The 19,482-nt window shown below is 75.3% G+C and carries 24 protein-coding genes; 15 read left to right on the top strand and 9 right to left on the bottom strand.

What is annotated here, in order from left to right; genetic code table 11:
* The first annotated feature begins 1 nt into the window (after nucleotide 1).
* Nucleotides 2-295, top strand: coding sequence for a WXG100 family type VII secretion target (locus ACI78Q_RS13090; protein WP_456923822.1), 294 nt, complete (start codon nucleotides 2-4; stop codon nucleotides 293-295).
* A gap of 13 nt (nucleotides 296-308) precedes the next feature.
* On the opposite strand, the gene ACI78Q_RS13085 is transcribed toward ACI78Q_RS13090, so the two are convergent.
* Both ACI78Q_RS13085 and ACI78Q_RS13080 read right to left on the bottom strand, forming a co-directional pair.
* Nucleotides 309-1,160 (bottom strand): MFS transporter permease, encoded by an 852-nt coding sequence (locus tag ACI78Q_RS13085; RefSeq protein ID WP_456923821.1) that lies wholly within the window; start codon nucleotides 1,158-1,160, stop codon nucleotides 309-311.
* 92 nt (nucleotides 1,161-1,252) lie between these two features.
* A complete protein-coding gene (locus ACI78Q_RS13080; RefSeq protein ID WP_456923820.1) occupies nucleotides 1,253-1,741 on the bottom strand; it encodes a hypothetical protein in 489 nt (162 codons plus the stop codon).
* Nucleotides 1,742-1,878: 137 nt separating this feature from the next.
* Between ACI78Q_RS13080 and ACI78Q_RS13075 the strand changes: the two genes are divergently transcribed.
* Nucleotides 1,879-2,385, top strand: coding sequence for a MaoC family dehydratase (locus ACI78Q_RS13075; protein WP_456923819.1), 507 nt, complete (start codon nucleotides 1,879-1,881; stop codon nucleotides 2,383-2,385).
* A 10-nt stretch (nucleotides 2,386-2,395) separates the two neighbouring features.
* On the opposite strand, the gene ACI78Q_RS13070 is transcribed toward ACI78Q_RS13075, so the two are convergent.
* Nucleotides 2,396-2,827: an NUDIX hydrolase gene (locus ACI78Q_RS13070; RefSeq protein WP_456923818.1), complete on the bottom strand. Its 432-nt coding sequence runs from the start codon at nucleotides 2,825-2,827 to the stop codon at nucleotides 2,396-2,398.
* A 74-nt stretch (nucleotides 2,828-2,901) separates the two neighbouring features.
* Between ACI78Q_RS13070 and ACI78Q_RS13065 the strand changes: the two genes are divergently transcribed.
* From ACI78Q_RS13065 to ACI78Q_RS13045, 5 genes are all read left to right on the top strand, one after another.
* On the top strand, nucleotides 2,902-3,525 hold the full coding sequence (locus ACI78Q_RS13065; protein ID WP_456923817.1) for a DUF6758 family protein: 624 nt from the start codon (nucleotides 2,902-2,904) through the stop codon (nucleotides 3,523-3,525).
* A 134-nt stretch (nucleotides 3,526-3,659) separates the two neighbouring features.
* On the top strand, nucleotides 3,660-3,818 hold the full coding sequence (locus ACI78Q_RS13060) for a hypothetical protein (RefSeq protein WP_456923816.1): 159 nt from the start codon (nucleotides 3,660-3,662) through the stop codon (nucleotides 3,816-3,818).
* 9 nt (nucleotides 3,819-3,827) lie between these two features.
* Nucleotides 3,828-4,502 carry a PH domain-containing protein gene (locus ACI78Q_RS13055; protein WP_456923815.1) on the top strand — a complete coding sequence of 225 codons (675 nt, stop codon included), beginning with the start codon at nucleotides 3,828-3,830 and terminating at the stop codon, nucleotides 4,500-4,502.
* 50 nt (nucleotides 4,503-4,552) lie between these two features.
* A complete protein-coding gene (locus ACI78Q_RS13050; protein WP_456923814.1) occupies nucleotides 4,553-5,410 on the top strand; it encodes a PHP domain-containing protein in 858 nt (285 codons plus the stop codon).
* A gap of 36 nt (nucleotides 5,411-5,446) precedes the next feature.
* Nucleotides 5,447-6,301: a RecB family exonuclease gene (locus ACI78Q_RS13045; protein ID WP_456923813.1), complete on the top strand. Its 855-nt coding sequence runs from the start codon at nucleotides 5,447-5,449 to the stop codon at nucleotides 6,299-6,301.
* A 23-nt stretch (nucleotides 6,302-6,324) separates the two neighbouring features.
* Here the strand turns inward: ACI78Q_RS13045 and ACI78Q_RS13040 are convergent, their stop codons facing one another.
* The 4 genes from ACI78Q_RS13040 to ACI78Q_RS13025 are packed head-to-tail and all read right to left on the bottom strand — an operon-like array spanning nucleotide 6,325 to nucleotide 10,811.
* Nucleotides 6,325-7,191 carry an oxygenase MpaB family protein gene (locus tag ACI78Q_RS13040; protein ID WP_456923812.1) on the bottom strand — a complete coding sequence of 289 codons (867 nt, stop codon included), beginning with the start codon at nucleotides 7,189-7,191 and terminating at the stop codon, nucleotides 6,325-6,327.
* Nucleotides 7,188-8,135 carry an alpha/beta fold hydrolase gene (locus tag ACI78Q_RS13035; RefSeq protein ID WP_456923811.1) on the bottom strand — a complete coding sequence of 316 codons (948 nt, stop codon included), beginning with the start codon at nucleotides 8,133-8,135 and terminating at the stop codon, nucleotides 7,188-7,190. Before ACI78Q_RS13035 ends, ACI78Q_RS13040 begins: the two co-directional genes overlap by 4 nt.
* A gap of 44 nt (nucleotides 8,136-8,179) precedes the next feature.
* The gene (locus ACI78Q_RS13030) at nucleotides 8,180-9,322 is read right to left on the bottom strand and encodes an outer membrane protein assembly factor BamB family protein (protein ID WP_456923810.1); all 1,143 of its coding nucleotides are present in this window, start codon (nucleotides 9,320-9,322) and stop codon (nucleotides 8,180-8,182) included.
* Nucleotides 9,323-9,332: 10 nt separating this feature from the next.
* Entirely contained in the window at nucleotides 9,333-10,811 is a 1,479-nt protein-coding gene (locus tag ACI78Q_RS13025; RefSeq protein WP_456923885.1) for a DEAD/DEAH box helicase, read from the bottom strand.
* 487 nt (nucleotides 10,812-11,298) lie between these two features.
* Between ACI78Q_RS13025 and ACI78Q_RS13020 the strand changes: the two genes are divergently transcribed.
* Complete coding sequence (locus tag ACI78Q_RS13020) at nucleotides 11,299-11,949, top strand: ferritin-like fold-containing protein (RefSeq protein ID WP_456923809.1); 651 nt, start codon at nucleotides 11,299-11,301, stop codon at nucleotides 11,947-11,949.
* An 11-nt stretch (nucleotides 11,950-11,960) separates the two neighbouring features.
* Entirely contained in the window at nucleotides 11,961-12,620 is a 660-nt protein-coding gene (locus ACI78Q_RS13015) for an SDR family NAD(P)-dependent oxidoreductase (protein ID WP_456923808.1), read from the top strand.
* Between the two features lie 136 nt (nucleotides 12,621-12,756).
* Here the strand turns inward: ACI78Q_RS13015 and ACI78Q_RS13010 are convergent, their stop codons facing one another.
* A complete protein-coding gene (locus ACI78Q_RS13010) occupies nucleotides 12,757-12,993 on the bottom strand; it encodes a DUF3107 domain-containing protein (RefSeq protein ID WP_456923807.1) in 237 nt (78 codons plus the stop codon).
* 102 nt (nucleotides 12,994-13,095) lie between these two features.
* On the bottom strand, nucleotides 13,096-13,746 hold the full coding sequence (locus ACI78Q_RS13005) for a TetR/AcrR family transcriptional regulator (protein ID WP_456923806.1): 651 nt from the start codon (nucleotides 13,744-13,746) through the stop codon (nucleotides 13,096-13,098).
* 68 nt (nucleotides 13,747-13,814) lie between these two features.
* Between ACI78Q_RS13005 and ACI78Q_RS13000 the strand changes: the two genes are divergently transcribed.
* The 6 genes from ACI78Q_RS13000 (at nucleotide 13,815) to ACI78Q_RS12975 (ending at nucleotide 19,469) form a co-directional block, all read left to right on the top strand.
* Entirely contained in the window at nucleotides 13,815-14,855 is a 1,041-nt protein-coding gene (locus tag ACI78Q_RS13000; RefSeq protein WP_456923805.1) for an alpha/beta fold hydrolase, read from the top strand.
* A 398-nt stretch (nucleotides 14,856-15,253) separates the two neighbouring features.
* On the top strand, nucleotides 15,254-16,042 hold the full coding sequence (locus tag ACI78Q_RS12995; RefSeq protein ID WP_456923804.1) for a DUF3152 domain-containing protein: 789 nt from the start codon (nucleotides 15,254-15,256) through the stop codon (nucleotides 16,040-16,042).
* Nucleotides 16,043-16,242: 200 nt separating this feature from the next.
* Entirely contained in the window at nucleotides 16,243-17,403 is a 1,161-nt protein-coding gene (gene moeZ, locus ACI78Q_RS12990; protein WP_456923803.1) for an adenylyltransferase/sulfurtransferase MoeZ, read from the top strand.
* A 68-nt stretch (nucleotides 17,404-17,471) separates the two neighbouring features.
* Nucleotides 17,472-18,056 (top strand): TIGR03086 family metal-binding protein, encoded by a 585-nt coding sequence (locus ACI78Q_RS12985; protein ID WP_456923802.1) that lies wholly within the window; start codon nucleotides 17,472-17,474, stop codon nucleotides 18,054-18,056.
* An 82-nt stretch (nucleotides 18,057-18,138) separates the two neighbouring features.
* Nucleotides 18,139-19,143, top strand: coding sequence for a hypothetical protein (locus ACI78Q_RS12980; RefSeq protein ID WP_456923801.1), 1,005 nt, complete (start codon nucleotides 18,139-18,141; stop codon nucleotides 19,141-19,143).
* On the top strand, nucleotides 19,143-19,469 hold the full coding sequence (locus ACI78Q_RS12975) for an MGMT family protein (protein WP_456923800.1): 327 nt from the start codon (nucleotides 19,143-19,145) through the stop codon (nucleotides 19,467-19,469). Before ACI78Q_RS12980 ends, ACI78Q_RS12975 begins: the two co-directional genes overlap by 1 nt.
* Nucleotides 19,470-19,482 lie beyond the last annotated feature (13 nt).

Genomic DNA, 19,482 nt, shown 5'->3' with positions numbered 1-19,482 from the left:
CGTGAAGGTCGAGATCGCCACCCTGCAGTCGATGGCCGGGCAGTGCCGGGCCGAGGCGTCCGACACCGCCGCGCGGCACGTCACCCTGTCCAGCAGCGTCAACGCGTCGGTGCTCGACGGGTGGACCGACAGCCAGGCCGCGCTGCGGTTCACCGAGCTCTACGAGCAGTGGCGGCTCAGCGCCCAGGGGGTGAGCGACGCGCTGACCGGCATGGGCACCCTGCTCGACGGCGTGGCCGCGTCCTACCAGCAGCACGAGGCCGACATGGCGGCCCGGATCAGCGCGCTGCTCTGAGCCCGTGAGGAGGTCAGCCCGGCGGCGCGGCGCCTGTCGGCTGCACCGCCGCCGGCCGCGCCCGCCCGAGTCGCCCGCGCAGCCGGCGGGCGGTGTCCGGCAGCCGCTCCCACGGGAGGATCGACAGGATCGCCACACAGTGCGGGAGGAAGATGATCTTCACGCTGGCGAACACCGCGAGGTGGAAGCCCAGCAGGAAGACCACGAGGGCCACCCGTGCCCGGTTGGACCACACGAGCAGCATCAGCGGTGCGGCGAACTCCAGGACGAGCATCGCCCACTGGGCGCCCACGAGGAGTCCGGGCACCTCGAGGGTCCAGTCCGACAGCACCGTGCCGCGGCGCACGATCGCGCGGGCCAGCGTCGACCCGGTGGCCCAGTCCCAGCCGCCGAAGCGCATCTTCGCCCAGGCGGCGAGGAAGTAGGTGAGCATGACGGTGACGAACACCGCCGCCATGGCCCAACCGGCCGCCTCGGAGGTGCGCCGGTCCCGCCACCGGACCCGCCCGATCGTGGGCAGCACGGCCAGCGCCACGAGATAGGCGATCCGGTCGTGGTCCACCTTCCCGTAGCTCATCGCGATGACCATCCACTCGAGGTAGAGGAGGAACACCGCAGAACCCAGGAGTCGGGGCGCCCGGCCGGTGGCCGCGGCCAGGGCCGTGACCACGAGCGCCCACTGGACGACGTGCACCACCGTGGCGGTCGGCGTCGGCAACGGGAGCAGCTGCCCGATCGTGAGCGGCTGGTAGTACTCGGTCGGGACGTCGGCGTGCGCCCGCACCCAGGCCGTGGTGAGGAAGACGTCGACCGGGACGAACAGGTAGACGATGGTCCGGAAGACCGCGATCCGGGCCAGTGGCACCGGCCGGAACCACCAGCCGGAGGACCGCCTCGGCGCGTCCCCGTTCGCCGGCTCGGTCCCGCCGGGACGCAGTCCGGTCCGCGCGGTCCCGCTCACGGGGTGCCCTCCAGTTCCTGGGCCACGAGGACGCTGTCGGTGGCCTCGCCGGTCTGCCGGCCGTCGACCAGTTCGTACCGGCGCTGCACGACCTGCACCGCCACCAGGGGCTCCGTGTCGGGGTGGCGGTCGGCGTAGCTCTCGGCCAGCAGCGTCAGCAACTCGGGCCGGTCGACCAGCCGGGGCAGCTGACCCTCGAACTCCGCCCGGCGCAGGCCGACCTCGCCACCGGAGAGCGGGACCTCCTCGCCGGCGGCGGTCAACCCCACCACCCGGGTGGACACGACCGGGCGGTCGGGGTCGGCCCGGGTCGAGTACATGCGGAACGGCCCGAAGGGGAAGTCCGCGTCCGTGCCCCACACGGTGCCGCCGAGCAGCACCGCCAGGACGACGGCCGAGGCGGCCAGCCGCACCACGCGGCCGCGGGTGGAGAGGGTCAGGACGCCGGGCTCCCCGGGGTCACGAACGGGGGCTACCGGCGGCACCGGGGCATCGTAGGATCGGCGCCCGTCCAGATGGGGCACCGACGCCGCGTGGTGGGCAACTGCCCCTCCGTCGCGGAGGCCCTGCCCGCCGGCCGTCCACCACCCCGCCGTCAGCGTCGACACCGGGAGCACAGCGCATGCAGTTCGGCCGGTACTACGAGGAGTTCGAGGTCGGGGCCGTCTACAAGCACTGGCCCGGCAAGACCGTCACCGAGTACGACGACCACCTGTTCTGCCTGCTCACGATGAACCACCACCCGCTGCACCTGGACAGCAACTACGCGGCGGAGACCACCGACTTCGGCAGGAACGTCGTCGTCGGCAACTACATCTACTCGCTGCTGCTCGGGATGAGCGTCCCGGACGTCTCGGGGAAGGCCATCGCCAACCTCGAGATCGAGTCGCTGCGGCACGTGGCGCCGACCTTCCACGGCGACACGATCTACGGCGAGACGACGGTGCTGGACAAGACCGAGTCGAAGTCGAAGGACGACCGTGGCGTCGTGCACGTGGAGACCACCGGGTACAAGCAGGACGGCACCGTCGTCTGCATCTTCCGGCGCAAGGTCATGGTGCCCAAGCGCTCCTACGGCGAGGCCCGCGGCGGCGAGCAGCCCGGCCGGCCGGAGCCCCTGCCGCGCTGAGTCCGCGGGATCAGGCCGGCAGCACGCCCCACCCGCGCAGCGTCTCCACCAGCCGCGGGGTGCACGCCAGCCGCGCCAGGTCGGTCGCGGTGACGAAGGTGACCGCGTCGGCGTCGTCCCCGGCGACCGGCTCGGCGTCCGGGTCCAGCAGGGTGCAGGCGAGGTCGACGACGTCGTAGACCACGCCGGCGCCCGGGATCTCGACCCGGCCGACCGGCGCGCCGGCCCGCACCCGCAGCCCCGTCTCCTCCAGCACCTCCCGCTCCACGGCGGCCTCGGCGCTCTCCCCGGCCTCGACCCGCCCACCGGGTACCGACCACAGTCCACGGCTGGGCTCGTGCCCCCGGCGGATGAGCAGCAGCCGCCCCTGCGCGTCGTGCACCACCGCCCCCACGCAGGCGACCACCGGCGGCGTCGGCGCGGGAACGGGCTCGGGCGGCACGCCCCGCACGGTACGCACGCCGCCCCGGCCGCTGCGCTTGACGAACCCCTCGGGTCACAGGACGGTGATGCCCGATGACTGCCACCACGGTCTGTCCCCGGTGCGGTGAGCGGCTGGTCGTGCGCCCCGGCAACTCCGGTCAGGCCTGGTGTCACGTCCACGGCGCCGTGACGCCGCTGCACCACACGCTGCTCGTCGGTCACGACGCCATCGCCGCGGTGACGGCCGACGCGCGGGTGCCGGCGTGGGTGCCCGACCCCATGCCGACGGGCTGGTCCGTGACCGGCCTGGCCTGGGGCGGTGAGCCCGGCGCCCGCGCGATCGTCGTCGACTGCGCCGGGCCGGCACCCCTCGGCGGCTCGGCGGAGCTGGTCCTCGTGGCCGAGGAGCCCGGTACCGGCGTGGGGTGCGGCTACGCGGGGCTGCCCGGCCTCGACCCGGGCGACGTCATCTCCGGGCCGTCCTCGGCCGACGTCGACGCCGCCGGGCAGCGCGCGCCGCTGTGGGCGGTCCCCACCTCCGACGACCGCGCCGCCTTCGTGGGGGAGGCCTACGGCGTCTGGTTGTGGCTGGTCATGTGGCCGATGTCCGCCGCGTGGCTGCTGGCCGAGCGGCTCACGCTGCTCGACCTCCGCGAACGGCTCTACCCCGATCTGCCGTTGGGTCCGCCCAGTGAGCACCTGCTGCCGGGGACGTGACGGACCGGACCGCTCCGGCCCGCAACCCCGGCGGCGTGTCCCGGGAGGGAGCCGTGGGACCTGTGTTACCCATGGGATCCGCCGTGGGGACACCGTCGTCTCCACGCTCCCGACACGCACCCGCGGAGGTGATGGTGAACCTCAAGAAGGTCCTCACCTGGCTGGTCGTCGCCTTCGTGATCTTCTACATCATCCAGGCCCCCGAGAGCTCCGCCGAGATCGTCCGCACCGCCGGTCAGTGGCTCGGCGACGCGGCGTCGTCGTTCGCGGCCTTCGTCGGGTCGCTGGTCTGACCGCGCGCCGTGTCCGGTCTGGCAGAGACCCCGCCGCCGTCCGACGGCCGCCGGCCGCAGTGGAGCAAGGACGCCGAGAAGTACCTCCTCCCACTCGAGCAGCCACCGGTGGTCGCCACCCGCCGGCACTGGGCGGTGCTGGTCGAGCCGACGGTGAAGACGCTGCCGTTCCTCGCCCTGGGCCTCTGGCTGCTGCTGCTCGACCGCGACAACCGGGTGTCCACGACCGCCGGTTTCCTCGTGCTCGTGGGCGCCGTGGTGTTCCTCGGCCTGCGGGTCGGTGAGTGGTGGATGCGGCACTTCATCGTCACCAACCGCCGGGTGCTGCTGACCAGCGGTCTCATCGTGCGCACGGTCGCGCTGCTGCCGCTGCGCCGGATCACCGACCTGACGTACAAGGAGACGCTGTTCGGACAGCTGCTGGGTTACGGCACGTTCCGCTTCGAGTCCGCCGGGCAGCAGCAGGCCCTGTCGGAGATCACCTACCTGCCTCGCGCCGACCTCCTCTACCGCAAGGTCAGCAACCTGCTGTTCGGCAAGAACGGCGCGGACTCGGGGGACGACGAGGGCAACCCCGAGCCGCGCCGCCGCCCCGCCCGTCCGGGCCCCGAGGGCGGACGCCGGGACACCCAGCCGATCCGGCGGCGTCCGCGGGCCCCGCGGGTGGCCGGACGACGACGCTGAGTGCCGGGCCTCCCGGCGGGAACGACCCCCGTGCGGCAGGCTGACCGGTGATGCGGATCGACCTCCACACCCACTCGTCGGTCTCCGACGGCACCCAGAGCCCCGCCGACCTGCTCGCCACGGCCTCGGCCGCCGGCCTGGACGTCGTCGCGCTCACCGACCACGACACCACCGGCGGTTGGGCGGAGGCGGAGGCGGCGCGGCCCGCGGGGCTGACCGTCGTCCCGGGCATGGAGCTGTCCTGCCGCTGGTTCCCGGCCGGGGCGCCGCCGATCAGCGTGCACCTGCTGGCCTACCTGTTCGACCCCGCGCACCCGGCCCTGGCCGAGGAGCGGGCGCGGCTGCGCACCGAGCGCCTCGGCCGGGGGGAGCGCATCGTGACCTCCCTCGCCGAGGCCGGCTACCCGGTGGCCTGGGCGGAGATCGTGGAGCGCTCGGGCGGCGGCGTGGTCGGCCGGCCGCACGTGGCGCGCGCCCTGGTCGAGGCCGGGGTCGTCGAGTCCGTCGACCACGCCTTCACCACGCTGCTGCACCACCGCAGCCCCTACTACGTGGCGAAGGCCGACACCGACGTCCTGGACGGCATCGCCCTGGTGCGGGCGGCCGGCGGGGTGCCGGTCTTCGCGCACGGCCTGGCGACCAAGCGGGGCCGGGTGGTCGGGGACGAGGCGATCGCGGCGATGGTCGCGGCCGGGCTGCTGGGCCTGGAGGTCGACCACCCCGACCACGACGTGGAGGAGCGGGCGCACCTGCGGGGTCTGGCCGGCGACCTCGGCCTGCTGGTCACCGGCTCCAGCGACTACCACGGCACGAACAAGACGACGCCGATCGGCGCCTGCACGACGGCGCCCGACCAGCTCGACGCCCTGCTCGCCGCCGGCACCGGCGCCGCGCCGTACCGCGACTGACGCGGGACCGTCGGCCCCGGCGGTTAGCGTGGCGGTGTGGGAGGCGAGCAGCTGGAGATGCCCGGCATGCCCCGGCGGCTGTTCCCGGCCACGCCGAGCAAGCTGGCCGCCTTCGCGGACTGCCCGCGCCGGTACCGGTTCGGCTACCTCGACCGGCCGACCCCGCCCAAGGGCCCGCCGTGGGCGCACAACACCGTGGGGTCGGCGGTGCACGCCGCGCTGCGTTCCTGGTGGGAGCTGACGGTGCCGAAGCGGACGCCGGCCGCGGCCCGGCAGCTGCTGTACTCGGTCTGGTCGACGGCCGGGTTCCGCGACGCCGAGCAGGCCGACCGGTGGCGGGCCCGGGCCGCCGGCTGGCTCACCGACTACGTGGCCGGCCTCGACCCCACCGACGAGCCGGTCGGCACCGAGCGGCAGGTGGCCGCCACGACCGAGCGGCTGGCGCTGTCGGGCCGGGTCGACCGCATCGACCAGCGCGGCGACGAGCTGGTGGTCGTGGACTACAAGACCGGCCGGGCGGTCAGCACCGACGACGAGGCCCGCGGGTCACCCGCCCTGGCCGCCTACGTGCTGGGGGTGCGCCGCACCCTGCGCCGTCCCTGCAGCCGGGTGGAGCTGCACCACCTGCCCAGCGGGACGGTCGCCGCGTTCGAGCACACCGACCGGTCGCTGGCCAACCACGTCCGGCGGGCCGAGGACATCGCCGCCGACATCGCCACGGCCACCGCCGCGGTGGACGCCGGCGAGGACCGGGACGTCGCGTTCCCCGCGGTGCCGGGGCGTCAGTGCGGCTGGTGCGACTTCCGGCCCAGCTGCGCGGTCGGCCAGGCGGCGACCCCGCCGCGGGAGACCTGGAGCTTCCTCGCCGAGGAGACCCCGGCCGTCGGCTGACGGCGACCGGGGGACGCCGGGGTTCACGCGCTGACCGGCACCGCCCGGGCGACGCGCTCGAGGCCGGCCCACACGATCGGGGAGCGCCGGGCCCGGGGCGGGAGCCGCAGCATCCCCTGGCGGAAGGCCCGGAGGGCCGCCGTCGCCGCGGCGTCGGTCACTCCCGACCCGGGCAGCGAGTACATCCGCCGGGCCCACGGCGGCAGCGTGGCGACCGCCAGCGACGCCAGGGTGCCCCACGCCGGGCGGGCCGGGGTGAGCCACCGGACCCAGGTCGGCATCGGCGGCGTCACCACCAGCCGCAGCGCGTCGCGGGCCGCCGGCGTCACCGCCAGCGACGGGCGCACGGCGGTGAGGTAGCGGGCCAGTCCGGCGACGCTGCGCGGCACGTCGGCCTCGGTGCACCCGACGAGGACGGCCGCGGTCACCTGCTCGGCGACGTAACGGTCGGCGTCGGCTCCGGCCCGCACCACCCCGGTCCGGTGGGCGGCGTCGAGCAGGGAGTCGACCTCGCAGCAGTGCACCCACAGCAGCAGGTCCGGGTCGTCGACCCGGTAGGCGCGACCGCTGGCCGGCTCCACGCCGGCCAGCCGCCGGTGGATGCCGCGCACCCGCCGCACCGCGCGCACCGCCTCGCGGCGGGTGCCGAAGGTCAGGGTGTCGACGTAGGCGGCGGTCCGGACCAGCCGCGGCCACGGGTCGGTGCGGAAGCCCTCCGAGAAGGTCGCGACGCCGTCCATCGCGACCGGGTGCAGCGCCTGCAGCAGCAGCGCCCGCAGGCCCCCGACGGAGAACACGGGGTCCGCGTGCACCCGCCACGTGACGCTGTCGGGCCCGAAGAACCCGAGCAGGTCCTCCTCCGCCGTCCAGGACCGCGCCGAGAGGGTCACGACGGCACCGCGGCGTCCCGGCCGTCGTCGGCGCGCGCCGGGACCGAGGCCCAGAAGTCCTGCAGGACCTCCAGCGTCCGGAGCGGGTTCTCGATGGCGGGGGAGTGGATGGAGCCGGGGACGACCTCGTAGCGGGCACCCAGCCGCCGGGCCATGTCCTCCTGCGCGGCCGGGGTCCACGCGTCGTCGGCGATGCCGTGCGCGACCAGGACGGGGACGCCGCTGGCGGCCAGCTCGGCGACCCGGTCGGGCTCGGTGGTCATCGCGTCGGCCATGCCACGCAGGCCGGCGGCGCTGTTGGCCAGGAACCGGCGGTCGAGGAACGCGCGGGTCGCGGCGGGCACCTCCTGCGCCTTGGGGTCGGTCATCGCCAGCTGCTCCAGCGCCTGCTGCACCAGCGGCACCCCGCCGGCGTCGAGCAGGGGGGAGAGGTGGTCGAGCAGCTCGGCGCGCGGGCCGACCAGCCGCGAGGGCCCGGAGCCGAGCAGGGTCAGCGAGTCGAACGCGGACGGGTCGGCGAGGACGGCGGCCCGGCCGACCAGCCCGCCGAAGCTGTGCCCGACCAGGTGCAGCCGGCCGACGCCCTCGGCGCGCAGCTGCCGGGCGACGGCGACCAGGTCGGCCGCGAGCTCCGCGACGCTGTAGCGGGCGGGGTCGTCGGGGCCGGGCGACTCGAACTGGCCCCGCTGGTCGAGCGCGACGACGCGCAGGCCGGCGGCGCACAGCGGCCGCAGCAGCGGCGCGAAGTCCTCCTTGCTGCCCGTGTACCCGGCGACCATGAGGACGGTCCCGACGGCGCCGTCCCCTCCGGTGTCCAGGGCGGTGAGGGGCCCGGCCCCACCGGGGAAGGTGCGGTGCCGCGCGTCGTGCTCGGCCAGCTGCCGCAGGTCGTCCGGGGCGATGGAGAGGGGGGTGCTGGGGTCGGGGCCACCGGACATCACCATGACCCCCAGTCAACCCCGGCGCGCAGCCCGGTGCCTCCCCCGGGTCAGCGGAAGGCGATCACCCGATCGGGCAGCTGCAGGACGACCACCGGCCCGGCCACGGTGGTCAGCCCGCCCGGACGCAGGCCGGCGACCGCCGAGCGGCCCACCTCCGCACCGGTGGCGAGGTCGCGGACGACGACGGCGCCGTCCTCCGCGACGGGGACCGGCGTCGCGGCGGTGCCCGACCCCGCGACGGCCGGCCCCGTGGGGAGCCCGGTCGCGGGGGTGTCCCAGCGCAGGACGCCGGTGGCCTGGTCGACGGCGGACAGCGTGCCGCCGGCCAGCACGAGGAGGGTGTCCCCGATGCCGCGGGCGCTCGCCGTCCCGTCGGCCGCGGCGGTCAGGGGGGCGCCGAGGGGGGTGCCGTCGGCACCGGCGTACACCTGCACGCCGTCGTCCGCCGCGAGGACCACGGCCCGGTCGACGCCGGCCAGCGTCGCGGTCGCGCCGGTCAGGTCGCGGGTCCAGCGCGGGCTGCCCTCGAAGCCGTCGAACAAGCGCAGCTGCAGCGCGTCGGCGCAGCGCTGGACGACGACGACCCCCGCCGATCCGACGTCGGCGTCGAGCAGCCGGCAGCCCTCGGTCGGTGCCTGGCGCCAGCGGGTGTTGTCGCCGACCGGGTCGATCGTGACGACGCCGGTCGGGCTCGCGGCCAGCACGATGCCCTCGGTGCTGTGCAGGACCACGTCGGACCGGAGGTCGACGTTCCGCGTCCACGACCGCACGCCGGTGTCCGCCACGAGCGCGACCGCCTCGTCGCAGCGGCCCTCGGTGCGGAAGACGGCGACCACCCGGCCGCCGACCAGCGTCCAGTCGCACATCACCGCGTTGGCGCGGGTGTAGCGCCACGCCTCCTCGCCGGTGTCCGCGTCGAGCGCCCGGATCCCGTGCTCGTCCCCGACCAGCACCCGGCCGCCGAACACCGACGCGCGGGGGGCGTCGTCCGCGCCCGTCGTCGGGGAGGTCCAGGCGGCGGAGACGGCGCCGGCCGGCGTCCCCGTGGGGACGCCGGCCGGTCCGGACGTGGTGCTCTGGGTGGCCGCTGCGTCGGACCCCCGCCACAGCAGGGCGGCGACGACGACCAGCGCCAGCGTGGCCGCCGTCCACACCCACACCCGCAGGGGCGGACGCTTCAGGGCGGTCACGGGTGGGTCATCAGGCGGCGGGCTCGGCGGAGCCGCGGTTGGCGCCGCCCCGGCGCCGCCGACGGCGGCGGGGCCTGGCCGCCTCGCCGGAGGCCGCGACCTCGCCCGCCGGGGCCTCGCCCGTCGCGGTCGCGGCAGCGGCCGGAGCCTCACCGGCGGCCGCGGCGGCGCCACCACCGCGGGTCCGGCGACGCGGACGGTTCGACCGCGCCGGCTTCTTGTCGGCGTCCTGCTTCTCGGCGTCCTCGCGGCCAGGACCGCGGCTGCCGGAGCGGGTGCGCTTGCCGGTCTCGCCGAGGTCCTCGAGGGCCTCGGCGTCCAGGCCCTCGCGGGTCCGCTGTGCGCGGGGCAGCCGGCCGGTCGCGCCCTCGGGGACGTCGAGGTCGGTGTAGACCCACGGCGAGGTGGAGTAGGTCTCCGGCGGGTCGGTGAAGTCGAGGTCCAGCGCCTTGTTGATCAGCTGCCAGCGCGGGATGTCGTCCCAGTCGACCAGGGTGACCGCGACGCCGGTGGAGCCGGCGCGGCCCGTGCGGCCGATGCGGTGCACGTAGGTCTTCTCGTCCTCGGGGCACTGGTAGTTGACGACGTGGCTGACGCCGGTGACGTCGATGCCACGAGCGGCGACGTCGGTGGCGACCAGGACGTCGACCTTGCCGCTGCGGAAGGCACGCAGCGCCTGCTCGCGGGCGCCCTGACCGAGGTCGCCGTGCACGGCGGCGGCGGCGAAGCCGCGCTCGACCAGCTCGTCGGCGACCTTCTGCGCGGTCCGCTTCGTGCGGCAGAAGACCATCGCCAGCCCGCGGTCGCGGGCCTGCAGCACCCGGGCGAGCAGCTCGGGCTTGTCCAGGTTGTGTGCCCGGTAGATGAACTGCGTGGTCTGCGGGACCGTCGAGCCCTCGTCGTTGCCGTGCGCCCGGATGTGCGTCGGCTGGGTCATGAACGACCGGGAGAGGGTGACGATCGGGCCGGGCATCGTCGCGGAGAACAGCATCGTCTGCCGCTTCTCCGGGACCATCGCCAGGATCCGCTCGATGTCGGGCAGGAAGCCCAGGTCGAGCATCTCGTCGGCCTCGTCGAGGACGAGCACGCGGACCTTGCCCAGGATCAGGTGGCCCTGTTGGGCCAGGTCGAGCAGCCGGCCCGGGGTGCCGACGACGACCTCGACGCCGCTCTGCAGCGCCTGGACCTGCGGCTCGAACGCGCGGCCGCCGTAGATGGCCTGCACGCGGATGCCGCGCTTGGAGCCGGCGGTGCCGAGGTCGCGGGCGACCTGCACGCACAGCTCACGGGTGGGGACGACGACCAGCGCCTGCGGGACGCCGTCGCCGCCCTCGGCCGCGGGGACGACGCGCTGCAAGAGGGGGACGCCGAAGCCGAGGGTCTTGCCGGTGCCCGTGCGGGCCTGCCCGATGAGGTCGTTGCCGGCCAGCGCGAGCGGGAGGGTGAGCTCCTGGATGGCGAAGGTGCGGGTGATGCCGGCCTCGGCCAGCGCCGCGACGACGTCGGGGTGGACGTCGAAGTCGCTGAACAGCGGGGCGTCCTCGGCGACCGGGGCGCCGCCGAGCTCCTCGGTGGCCTGCTCGAGCTGCTCGGGGGCGGGGGCGCCGGTCTCGGCGTGCTCGAGGTCGGGGCCGGGGGTGGTGTCTTCGATGGAGGTCAGTGCTCTCGCCTCTGGTCTACTGGGGGACCGGCTCCGGCGGCGGAGGGCCGCGTCACACCCGTCCCGGTCGGTTGTCGCGGGATCAGTTCCAGCGCCGACGCGGCCAGCAGACCGGGCGTCGGATCGGCCCGGGAGACAGCCCCGGAGGGCGTCGTCCAGCGGTCGTCAGCGCACAGATACACAAGCGAACCGAGGGCTCGCCGATTCCCATCGTAGCGTGCGCACCGGTTAGCCTCTCCGCGCCGCGCTGCCCGGGGCCCCTGGAGCCCCCCGGACGGGCAGGCGGGTCCCGTGCCGGTGAACCCTGGAGGTGCCCGTGACGTCGGTCGACGAGCGCGCCGTCGTCGACCTGCTGGGGGTGCTCGCCTACGCCGAGCTGACCGCCTTCGACCGGCTCGCGGAGGACGCGCGGCTGGCGCCCACCCTCGCCGGTCGTGCGGCGCTGGCGGAGATGGCCGCCGCCGAGATCGGCCACCACACCCGGCTCACCACCCGCCTCGCGGAGCTCGGGGCCGACCCGACCGCCGCGATGACGCCCTTCGTCGCCGCGCTCGACGCCTTCCACGCGAGCACCCGCCCCCGCACCTGGCTCGAGGGGCTGGTGAAGGCCTACGTCGGGGACGGGCTGGCCGCGGACTTCTACCGCGAGATCGCGACGTTCCTGCCCGATCCGGACCGGGCGCTGATCCTCGACGTGCTCGCCGACACCGGCCACGCCGACTTCGCCGTCCGCGAGGTCCGCGCGGCGATCGCCGCACACCGCACCGTCGCCGGCCGGCTCGCGCTGTGGGGACGCCGCCTCGTGGGGGAGGCGATCACCCAGTCGCAGGCGGTGATCGCCGAGCGCGACGACCTCGCCCGGCTGATCATGGCGGGCACGGGGGACCTGACCGGGCTCGGCCGGCTCATCGAGCGCATCACCTCCGCCCACACCGAGCGGATGAAGACCCTCGGGCTCAACCCCTGACAGGAGGCCCCGTGGAGCACCTGCTGGTCGTGGGGGCCGGCCCCGGCATCCCTCTCGCCACGGCCCGCCGTCTCGGCACCCGGGGGTACGCCGTCGGCCTGGTGGCTCGACGCGAGGAGGAGCTGGCGGAGCTGCAGTCCGACCTCGCCGCTCACGGCGTCCTCGCCGGACGGGCCCCCGCGGAGGCGGCCGACCCCGCGTCGCTGACGGCGGCGCTCGACCTGTTCCTGGACACCTTCGGCCCGGCCGGCGTGCTGCTCGTCGACGTCCCGGCCGGCCGCCGGGTGACCGTGCCGGAGCTCGCCCCCGAGGACCTGCTGGCCGACCTGGCCGCCGGGGCGGTCGCGCTCCAGACCGCCGTCCGCGCCGTCCTGCCCGGGATGCGCGAGCGCGGCTCGGGCACCGTCCTGGTCACGGTCGGGGGTGCGGCTGACCGGCCGGCCGCCTCGACGGCGACGATCGGTGTCCAGGAGGCGGCGCTCCGGGCGCTGACGGAGGCGCAGGCCCGGGCACTGGCCCCCGAGGGAGTCCACGTCGCGACCGTCACCGTCCGGGGCCTCGCCGGGGTGGACCGGCCGATCGACCCCGACCGCGTGGCCGCGCTGTGCGAGGAGCTGGTGGCCGAGACCGCGGGACCGCCGGAGGCCTGGCGCACCACCGTCGACCTGTGAGAGGGCCCGGTGCCCCCACGCCTCGCACGCCCGGCGCGGCTCCCTGCACCAGGGGCACTCCCAGGAACAGGGGCACTCCCAGGAACGCCGAGGGGGCGCCTCCGCGGTGCGGAGACGCCCCCTCGGGTTTCGGTCGTCAGGACCCGGCGATGAAGCCCACCCGGCGCTGGTCGGCCTGGGCGATCTCCACGTAGGCGATGCGGTCGACGGGCACGAGGACCCGCCGGCCACGCTCGTCGACCAGCGTCAGCAGGCCGTCCTTCGTGGCGCCGGACATGGCCTTGGCCACCTCGGCTGCGATCTCGTCGGGGGTCTGGGGGCTGTCGATGACCAGCTCCCGGGGGGAGTGTTGGACACCGATCTTGACTTCCACGGGGGGATGCCTCCTCGAATTGCGCGGCTGCGGCCCACGCTAGTGCAGCGGTGTGGCGCGGACCTGCGGCGAGGCTGCGCCGTCAGCGAACGGGGCCGGCCCTCACGACGCCGGCGTCTCGCCGCCCTCGAGCCGGGGGAACCGCGAGATGCCCCGCCACGACAGCGAGGTCATGAGCGACACCGCCTCGTCCCGGGAGACGGTGCCCTTGCGGTCCAGCCACCAGCGGGCGCTGGTCTCGGCCAGCCCGGTCATGCCCGAGGCCAGCAGCAGCGAGCGCTCGCGGTCCAGGCCGGTGTCGGCCCCGATCACCTCGGCGATCGCCTCGACGCAGGCGAGGTGGCCGCGGTCGGCGAGCTCCCGCACCTCGTCGTCGTTGCGCAGATCGGACTCGAACACCAGCCGGAAGGCGGCGCCCTCGTCGTTGATGAAGTCGAAGTAGGCACCGACGGCGCCGTTGACGCGGGTGCGGTTGTCGTCGGTGCCGGACATCGCCTGGCTCACCCGGTCGGTGAGCGCCGTGACCTGCTGCTCGAGCAGCGCCAGGTACAGCTCTCGCTTGCCGGGGAAGTGCTGGTAGAGCACGGGCTTGCTGACCCCGGCGCGGTCGGCGATGTCGTCCATCGCCGCGGCGTGGAAGCCCTGGGCGACGAAGACCTCCTGCGCGGCCTGCAGCAGCTGGGCACGGCGCGCGCCACGGGGCAGGCGCGAGGTGCGCCGGGCGGGGGAGGCGTCGGGCCGGGACAGTGACATGACGCACGGATGTTACCGACGGGTCACCGCCTCGCGCGCCGCGGACCGGCCTGACCTACCGTCGGCGGGTGACCCGCACTGCCGAGCCCCCCACCGCGGCGGTAGCCGTCCGCACGGCCCGGCTGTCGGAGACGCCGCTGCCGTCGGTCGACCTCGTGCCGCCGCCCTGGCCGGGGGAGCCGGTGCTGGTGCGGGGCGGGGAGGTGTTCGTCCGGCGGACGCCGTGGACCGGCCCGGTCGACGGCGGGCCGGACGGCGCACCCCGGGAACGGGCCCTCTACGTGCACGGCCTCGGCGGGGCGTCGACCAACTGGACCGACCTGGCCGCGCTGCTCGCCGTCCGGTTCGACGGGTGGGCCATCGACCTGCCCGGCTTCGGCCGGTCGCACCCGCCGTCCCGCGGCTCGTACTCCATGCGCGGCCACGTGGCCGCCGTCATCGACGTCCTCGAGCGGATCGCCGCCGAGCCGGGCGAGGCGTCGGGCCGGCCGGTGCACCTGCTGGGCAACTCCCTCGGCGGCATGGCGGCGCTCATGGTGGCCGCCCGCCGGCCCGACCTCGTCGCCTCCCTGACGCTGGTCTCCCCGGCGATGCCGGTCTACCGGGTCCCGCCCGCGTTCAACCGGGCCCTCCTGCTGCTCCTGCTGCCCGGCGTCCCGTCGATCGCCGAGCGCCGGATGGCCGGCGTGACCCCGGAGCAGCAGGTGCGCGGGATGGTGCAGATGTGCTTCGGCGACCCGCGCCGCATCCCCCGCGCCCGGTTGCAGCAGGCGCTGGACGAGATGCGTGAGCGCGCCGCGCAGCCGTGGGCCGGGCGGGCGCTGACCCGCAGCATGCGCGGGCTGATCACCTCCTACCTGCGGATCGGCGCGGCCAACGCCTGGCGCGCCGCCCGCTCCCTGCGCCCGCCGACGCTGGTCGTGTGGGGCGACCGGGACCGGCTCGTCGACCCCGCGCTCGGACCCCGGCTGGCCGCCGCCGTCCCCGACGGCCGGCTGCTCGTCCTGGACGGCGTCGGGCACGTCGCGATGATGGAGGCGCCGGAGCCGACGGCCCGCGCCGTGCTGGCCCTGGCCGAGGACGTCGCCGGGGAGCGCCGGGAGCGCTAGCGCCGGCATCACCGGTACGAGTCGGTCCGGCACACGCCGTCGCCGGCCGGGTCTGCCGCCACGCCCGCGAGCCGTGAGAGCCTGGCCGGGTGAGCCCCGCGGACGCACCTCCCGGCCGCGGGCCGGGCGAGCGCCCCCGACCTCACCCGCCGGCTCCCGGACCCCGGCGCCGGCTCCCGGACGCCGGTGTCGCGCGCCGCGACCTGCCTCGTGTGCCGCCCGGTGCCCCCCGCCCCCATCCGGCTCCCGTCCGCGGCGAGGTCCCTCTCCCGTCCCGCCGCCGCAGCGACGTCCGGACGCCCGCGGACGCGGCCGGCCCGCGCCCGCCGGTGCCGCCCCGCCGCGAGCCGCGGGACCGCCCGCCCGCACGTCGTCCGGCCGGACGGGTGCGCCGTTTCGTGTCCCGCTGGGGATGGCGGGCCTACGCGATCCCGATCCTCACCATCGCCACCGTGCTCACCCTCGTCGACCTGGTCCGCAGCGGGACGACGACGGCGCGCACCGACGCCGGCACCGCGGCCGCGCAACTGCCTGCCACGACGGCGTCGGCGCCCACGAGCGACCCCGCGCCCGCCGACGTGACGGCGCCCGCGCAGGGGGACGCCGGGCCGATCGAGACCGCCCCGCCGGCACCCGACCAGATCGGCTTCGTACAGCAGGGCGCGGGCACGGTCTCCGTCGTGGACGGGGCCTCCCAGGTGTACGGCACCGGCCCGCTGCAGCGGTTCGTCGTCGAGGTGGAGGACGGCATCGGGGTGGACGGCGCCGGGTTCGCCGCCGCGGTCGAGAGCACGCTCGGCGACCCGCGGTCGTGGGGGAGCGGCGGGCGGATGTCGTTCCAGCGCGTCGGGCCGGCCGAGGCCGCCTCGGGCGCCTACGACTTCAAGGTGACGCTCATCAGCCCCGGCAACATGGAGACCTACTGCCCCGGGGTCGGCACCGGCGGCTACACATCCTGCCGCTACGGCGACCGCGCGGTCATCAACCTGGCCCGCTGGGAGACCGCCGTCCCCGACTACCAGGGCGACGTCGCCACCTACCGGCTCTACGTCATCAACCACGAGGTCGGCCACGCCCTCGGCAACGGGCACCAGCAGTGCCCCGGCGCCGGCCGGCTCGCGCCGGTCATGCAGCAGCAGACCCTCGGCCTCGAGGGCTGCGCCAAGAACCCCTGGCCCTACCCCTAGCCGCCTCCCTCCCCTCGCACGACTCCGGGGAACCTGCTCTCCGGGGCGGTGGTGAGGGCGCGTCTTCCCGGAGTTGCCGCGCGCCCGTCGTCCCTCCGCTCCCGGACCGCCCAGGGCGGGATTAGGAACGCGTGTCAGTCTGTTGTCCCGACGAACGACGGCCCCGCGCGGCCGCTGTCGAGTGACTGAGGAGCAAACCCGTGTCCCTGCCACCCCTGGTGGAGCCTGCGGCCGACCTGTCGATCGACGAGGTCCGCCGGTACAGCCGGCACCTGATCATCCCGGACGTCGGGATGGACGGGCAGAAGCGGCTGAAGAACGCCAAGGTGCTGGCGGTCGGCGCCGGCGGCCTCGGCTCGCCCGTGCTGATGTACCTGGCCGCGGCCGGCGTCGGCACCCTGGGCATCGTCGAGTTCGACGTCGTCGACGAGTCGAACCTGCAGCGACAGATCATCCACGGCCAGTCCGACGTGGGCCGCTCCAAGGCCGAGAGCGCGCGCGACTCCATCAAGGAGATCAACCCGCTGATCGACGTCCGGCTGCACGAGACGCGGCTGGACAGCGACAACGTGATGGAGATCTTCAGCCAGTACGACCTCATCGTCGACGGCACCGACAACTTCGCCACGCGCTACCTCGTCAACGACGCGTGCGTGCTGTTGGACAAGCCGTACGTGTGGGGCTCGATCTACCGCTTCGACGGCCAGGTCTCGGTCTTCTGGAACGAGCACGGCCCCAACTACCGCGACCTCTACCCGGTGCCGCCGCCGCCCGGCATGGTCCCCAGCTGCGCCGAGGGCGGCGTGCTGGGTGTCCTGTGCGCGACCATCGGCGCGATCCAGGCCACCGAGGCCGTCAAGCTGATCACCGGCATCGGCGAGACGCTGCTCGGCCGGCTGATGGTCTACGACGCCCTGGAGATGACCTTCCGCACCATCAAGGTGCGCAAGGACCCGGAGGCCGAGCCGATCACCGGGCTCATCGACTACGAGACCTTCTGCGGTGTCGTGTCGGTCGAGGCCCAGGAGGCCGCCGCCGGCTCGACGATCACCGTCGACGAGCTCAAGGACATGATGGACGCCGGCAAGGACTTCGAGCTGATCGACGTCCGTGAGCCCAACGAGTACGAGATCGTCTCGATCCCGGGCGCGAAGCTGATCCCCAAGGACGAGATCCTCTCCGGCCGGGCGCTGTCCCAGCTGCCGCAGGACAAGCCGATCGTGCTGCACTGCAAGACCGGCGTCCGCTCGGCCGAGGTGCTCGCCGCCCTCAAGAACGCCGGCTTCTCCGACGCCGTCCACGTCCAGGGCGGCGTGACGGCGTGGGCGACGCGCATCGACAAGGCGCTGCCGACGTACTGAGGCACCACCGAGGGCCCGGATCGCTCCCCGCTGGGGCGGTCCGGGCCCTCGTGGCGTCTACTGACGACGTGTCCGAATTCTCTCCGGCCGAACTGATCGAGCTCTTCCAGCGGGCGCAGGCCTCGTTCACCGACCGGGTCGACGCGGTGAAGCCCGAGCAGTGGGAGGACCCGGCCCTGCCGGGGTGGAGCGTCGCCGACCTCGTGGCCCACCTGGTCTCCGAGGCGCTGTGGGCGCCTCCGCTGCTCGCCGGGGAGCCGTTCGACCTGGTCGACGGCCGGTTCCCCGACGCGACGCCGGACCTGCTCGGGAACGATCCGCTGACCGGCTGGGAGAGCGCGGCCGACGCCGCCCTGGCCGCGTTCGCGGGGGACCACGCGCTGCTGCACACGGTGCACCTGGCCCGCGGCCCCCTGCTGGCCGCGCACTACATCGAGGAGATGACCGCCGACCTGACGGTGCACTCCTGGGACCTCGCCCGGGCCACCGGCGGGGACACCGAGCTCGACATGGTGCTGGTCACCGCCGGCCTCGTCGTCGCCGACCGGCTGCCGGAGGACGGCGTCCCGGGGCTGATCGACCCGCCGCTGGACGTGCCGGCCACCGCCGATCCCCAGACCCGGCTGCTGGCGAGGTACGGCCGGCGCGGCTGAGCGGACAGGCGGGTCGCGCGGATCCGCCTGGCGGAAGCGCCTCTAGGCTGCGGGCGGAAACGACCAGCTGGAGGTACCGCGAATGAGTCAGCCGCCCTCGGGCCAGGACCCCTACGGTCCGCCCGGCCCCCCGCCCCCCGGTCAGGGTGGGTGGGGTCAGCCGCAGGGCCAGGGCGGCTGGGGGCCGCAGGGTGGGCCGGGCGGCGCTCCCCAGGGTCCGCAGCCGGGCCGGCCTCCGTATGGCCAGCAGCCGGACCAGCCGCAGTACGGCCAGCCTCCGTACGGCCAGCAGCCGGGCCAGCCTCCGTACGGCCAGCCGGGCCCGCCGCAGTACGGCCAGCAGGGTCCCTACGGGCAGCCCGGTCAGCCCGCGTACGGCCAGCCGGGGCAGCCCCCGTACGGCCAGTTCGGTCAGCCCGGCCCCTACGGGCAGCCGGGCCGGCCGCCGTCCGGCAAGGGCGGGCGGGGCCTGGTGATCGGCATCGTGGCCGCCGTCGTCGTGGTGGTCGGCCTCGCCGCGATCCTGTTCCTCACCCTGGGCGGGGACGACGAACCGACGGCGTCCGCCGACAGCACGACCTCCGCCGGCAGCTCGTCGAGCTCGTCCTCCCGGCCCTCGACCAGCAGCAGCTCCTCGTCCAGCGCACCGCAGCCCGGCGGCGGGAGCGACCTGCTCGCGATGGTCCCGCCGGACTTCACCGGCTGCGAGGAGGCCCCGCTGGCCGGCGACGGCGACGTCGCGCACGTGGCCTGCACCGGGAGCGCCGCGGTCCCGCAGGACGGCAACTTCTTCCTCTACCCGGACCGGACGACCATGGACGACGTCTTCACCTCCGACACCGCCGGCGCGCCGGAGCTGCCGCAGGGCGAGGACTGCACGACCGGCACGGGCACCAGCGTCTGGACGTCGGCCGGCAACAGCGGGTCCTACGCGTGCGCCATCGACGCCGACAACGGCCGGGTCGGCATCGTGTGGACCGACGACGAGGCGCTCGTGGAGGGCGTCGTCACGGCTCCGGGCACCACCCAGGAGGAGCTCGCCGCCCTCTACGAGTGGTGGGTGGCCAACAGCAGCTACCAGCAGTGATGCCGGAGGCGCCCGGAGGACCGCCGTCCCCGGGCGCCTCCGCGTCCGCCGCAGACGTCGACGAGGCGGTGTTCGACGCCGTCGAGGCGATCCCGCCCGGCCGGGTCAGCACCTACGGCGCGATCGGGCGGTTGGTCGGCGTCGGGCCGCGGCGGGTCGCGCGGGCTCTCTCCCAGGGCGGGGGTGCCGTCCCCTGGTACCGGGTGGTCCGCGCCGACGGCACGGCCGCCGAGCCCGTGCGCGTGCGCCAGCTGGAGCTGCTGGCCACCGAGGGCGTGCCCGTGCGGGACGGCCGGGTCGACCTCCGCGCCGTCGGCTGGCCCTGAGGCACACCCCACG

This window comes from Geodermatophilus sp. SYSU D00705 (assembly GCF_054050135.1).
The sequence above is the reverse complement of the archived record's forward strand: the minus strand, read 5'-3'. Positions and strand labels throughout refer to the sequence as shown.

Coding starts and splice junctions, on each gene's coding strand:
- ACI78Q_RS13075 (WP_456923819.1), top strand. CDS start 1,879: ATGCAGTTCGGCCGGTACTACGAGGAGTTCGAGGTCGGGGCCGTCTAC.
- ACI78Q_RS13065 (WP_456923817.1), top strand. CDS start 2,902: ATGACTGCCACCACGGTCTGTCCCCGGTGCGGTGAGCGGCTGGTCGTG.
- ACI78Q_RS13050 (WP_456923814.1), top strand. CDS start 4,553: ATGCGGATCGACCTCCACACCCACTCGTCGGTCTCCGACGGCACCCAG.
- ACI78Q_RS13035 (WP_456923811.1), bottom strand. CDS start 8,135: ATGGTGATGTCCGGTGGCCCCGACCCCAGCACCCCCCTCTCCATCGCC.
- ACI78Q_RS13005 (WP_456923806.1), bottom strand. CDS start 13,746: ATGTCACTGTCCCGGCCCGACGCCTCCCCCGCCCGGCGCACCTCGCGC.
- ACI78Q_RS12980 (WP_456923801.1), top strand. CDS start 18,139: ATGAGTCAGCCGCCCTCGGGCCAGGACCCCTACGGTCCGCCCGGCCCC.
- ACI78Q_RS12975 (WP_456923800.1), top strand. CDS start 19,143: ATGCCGGAGGCGCCCGGAGGACCGCCGTCCCCGGGCGCCTCCGCGTCC.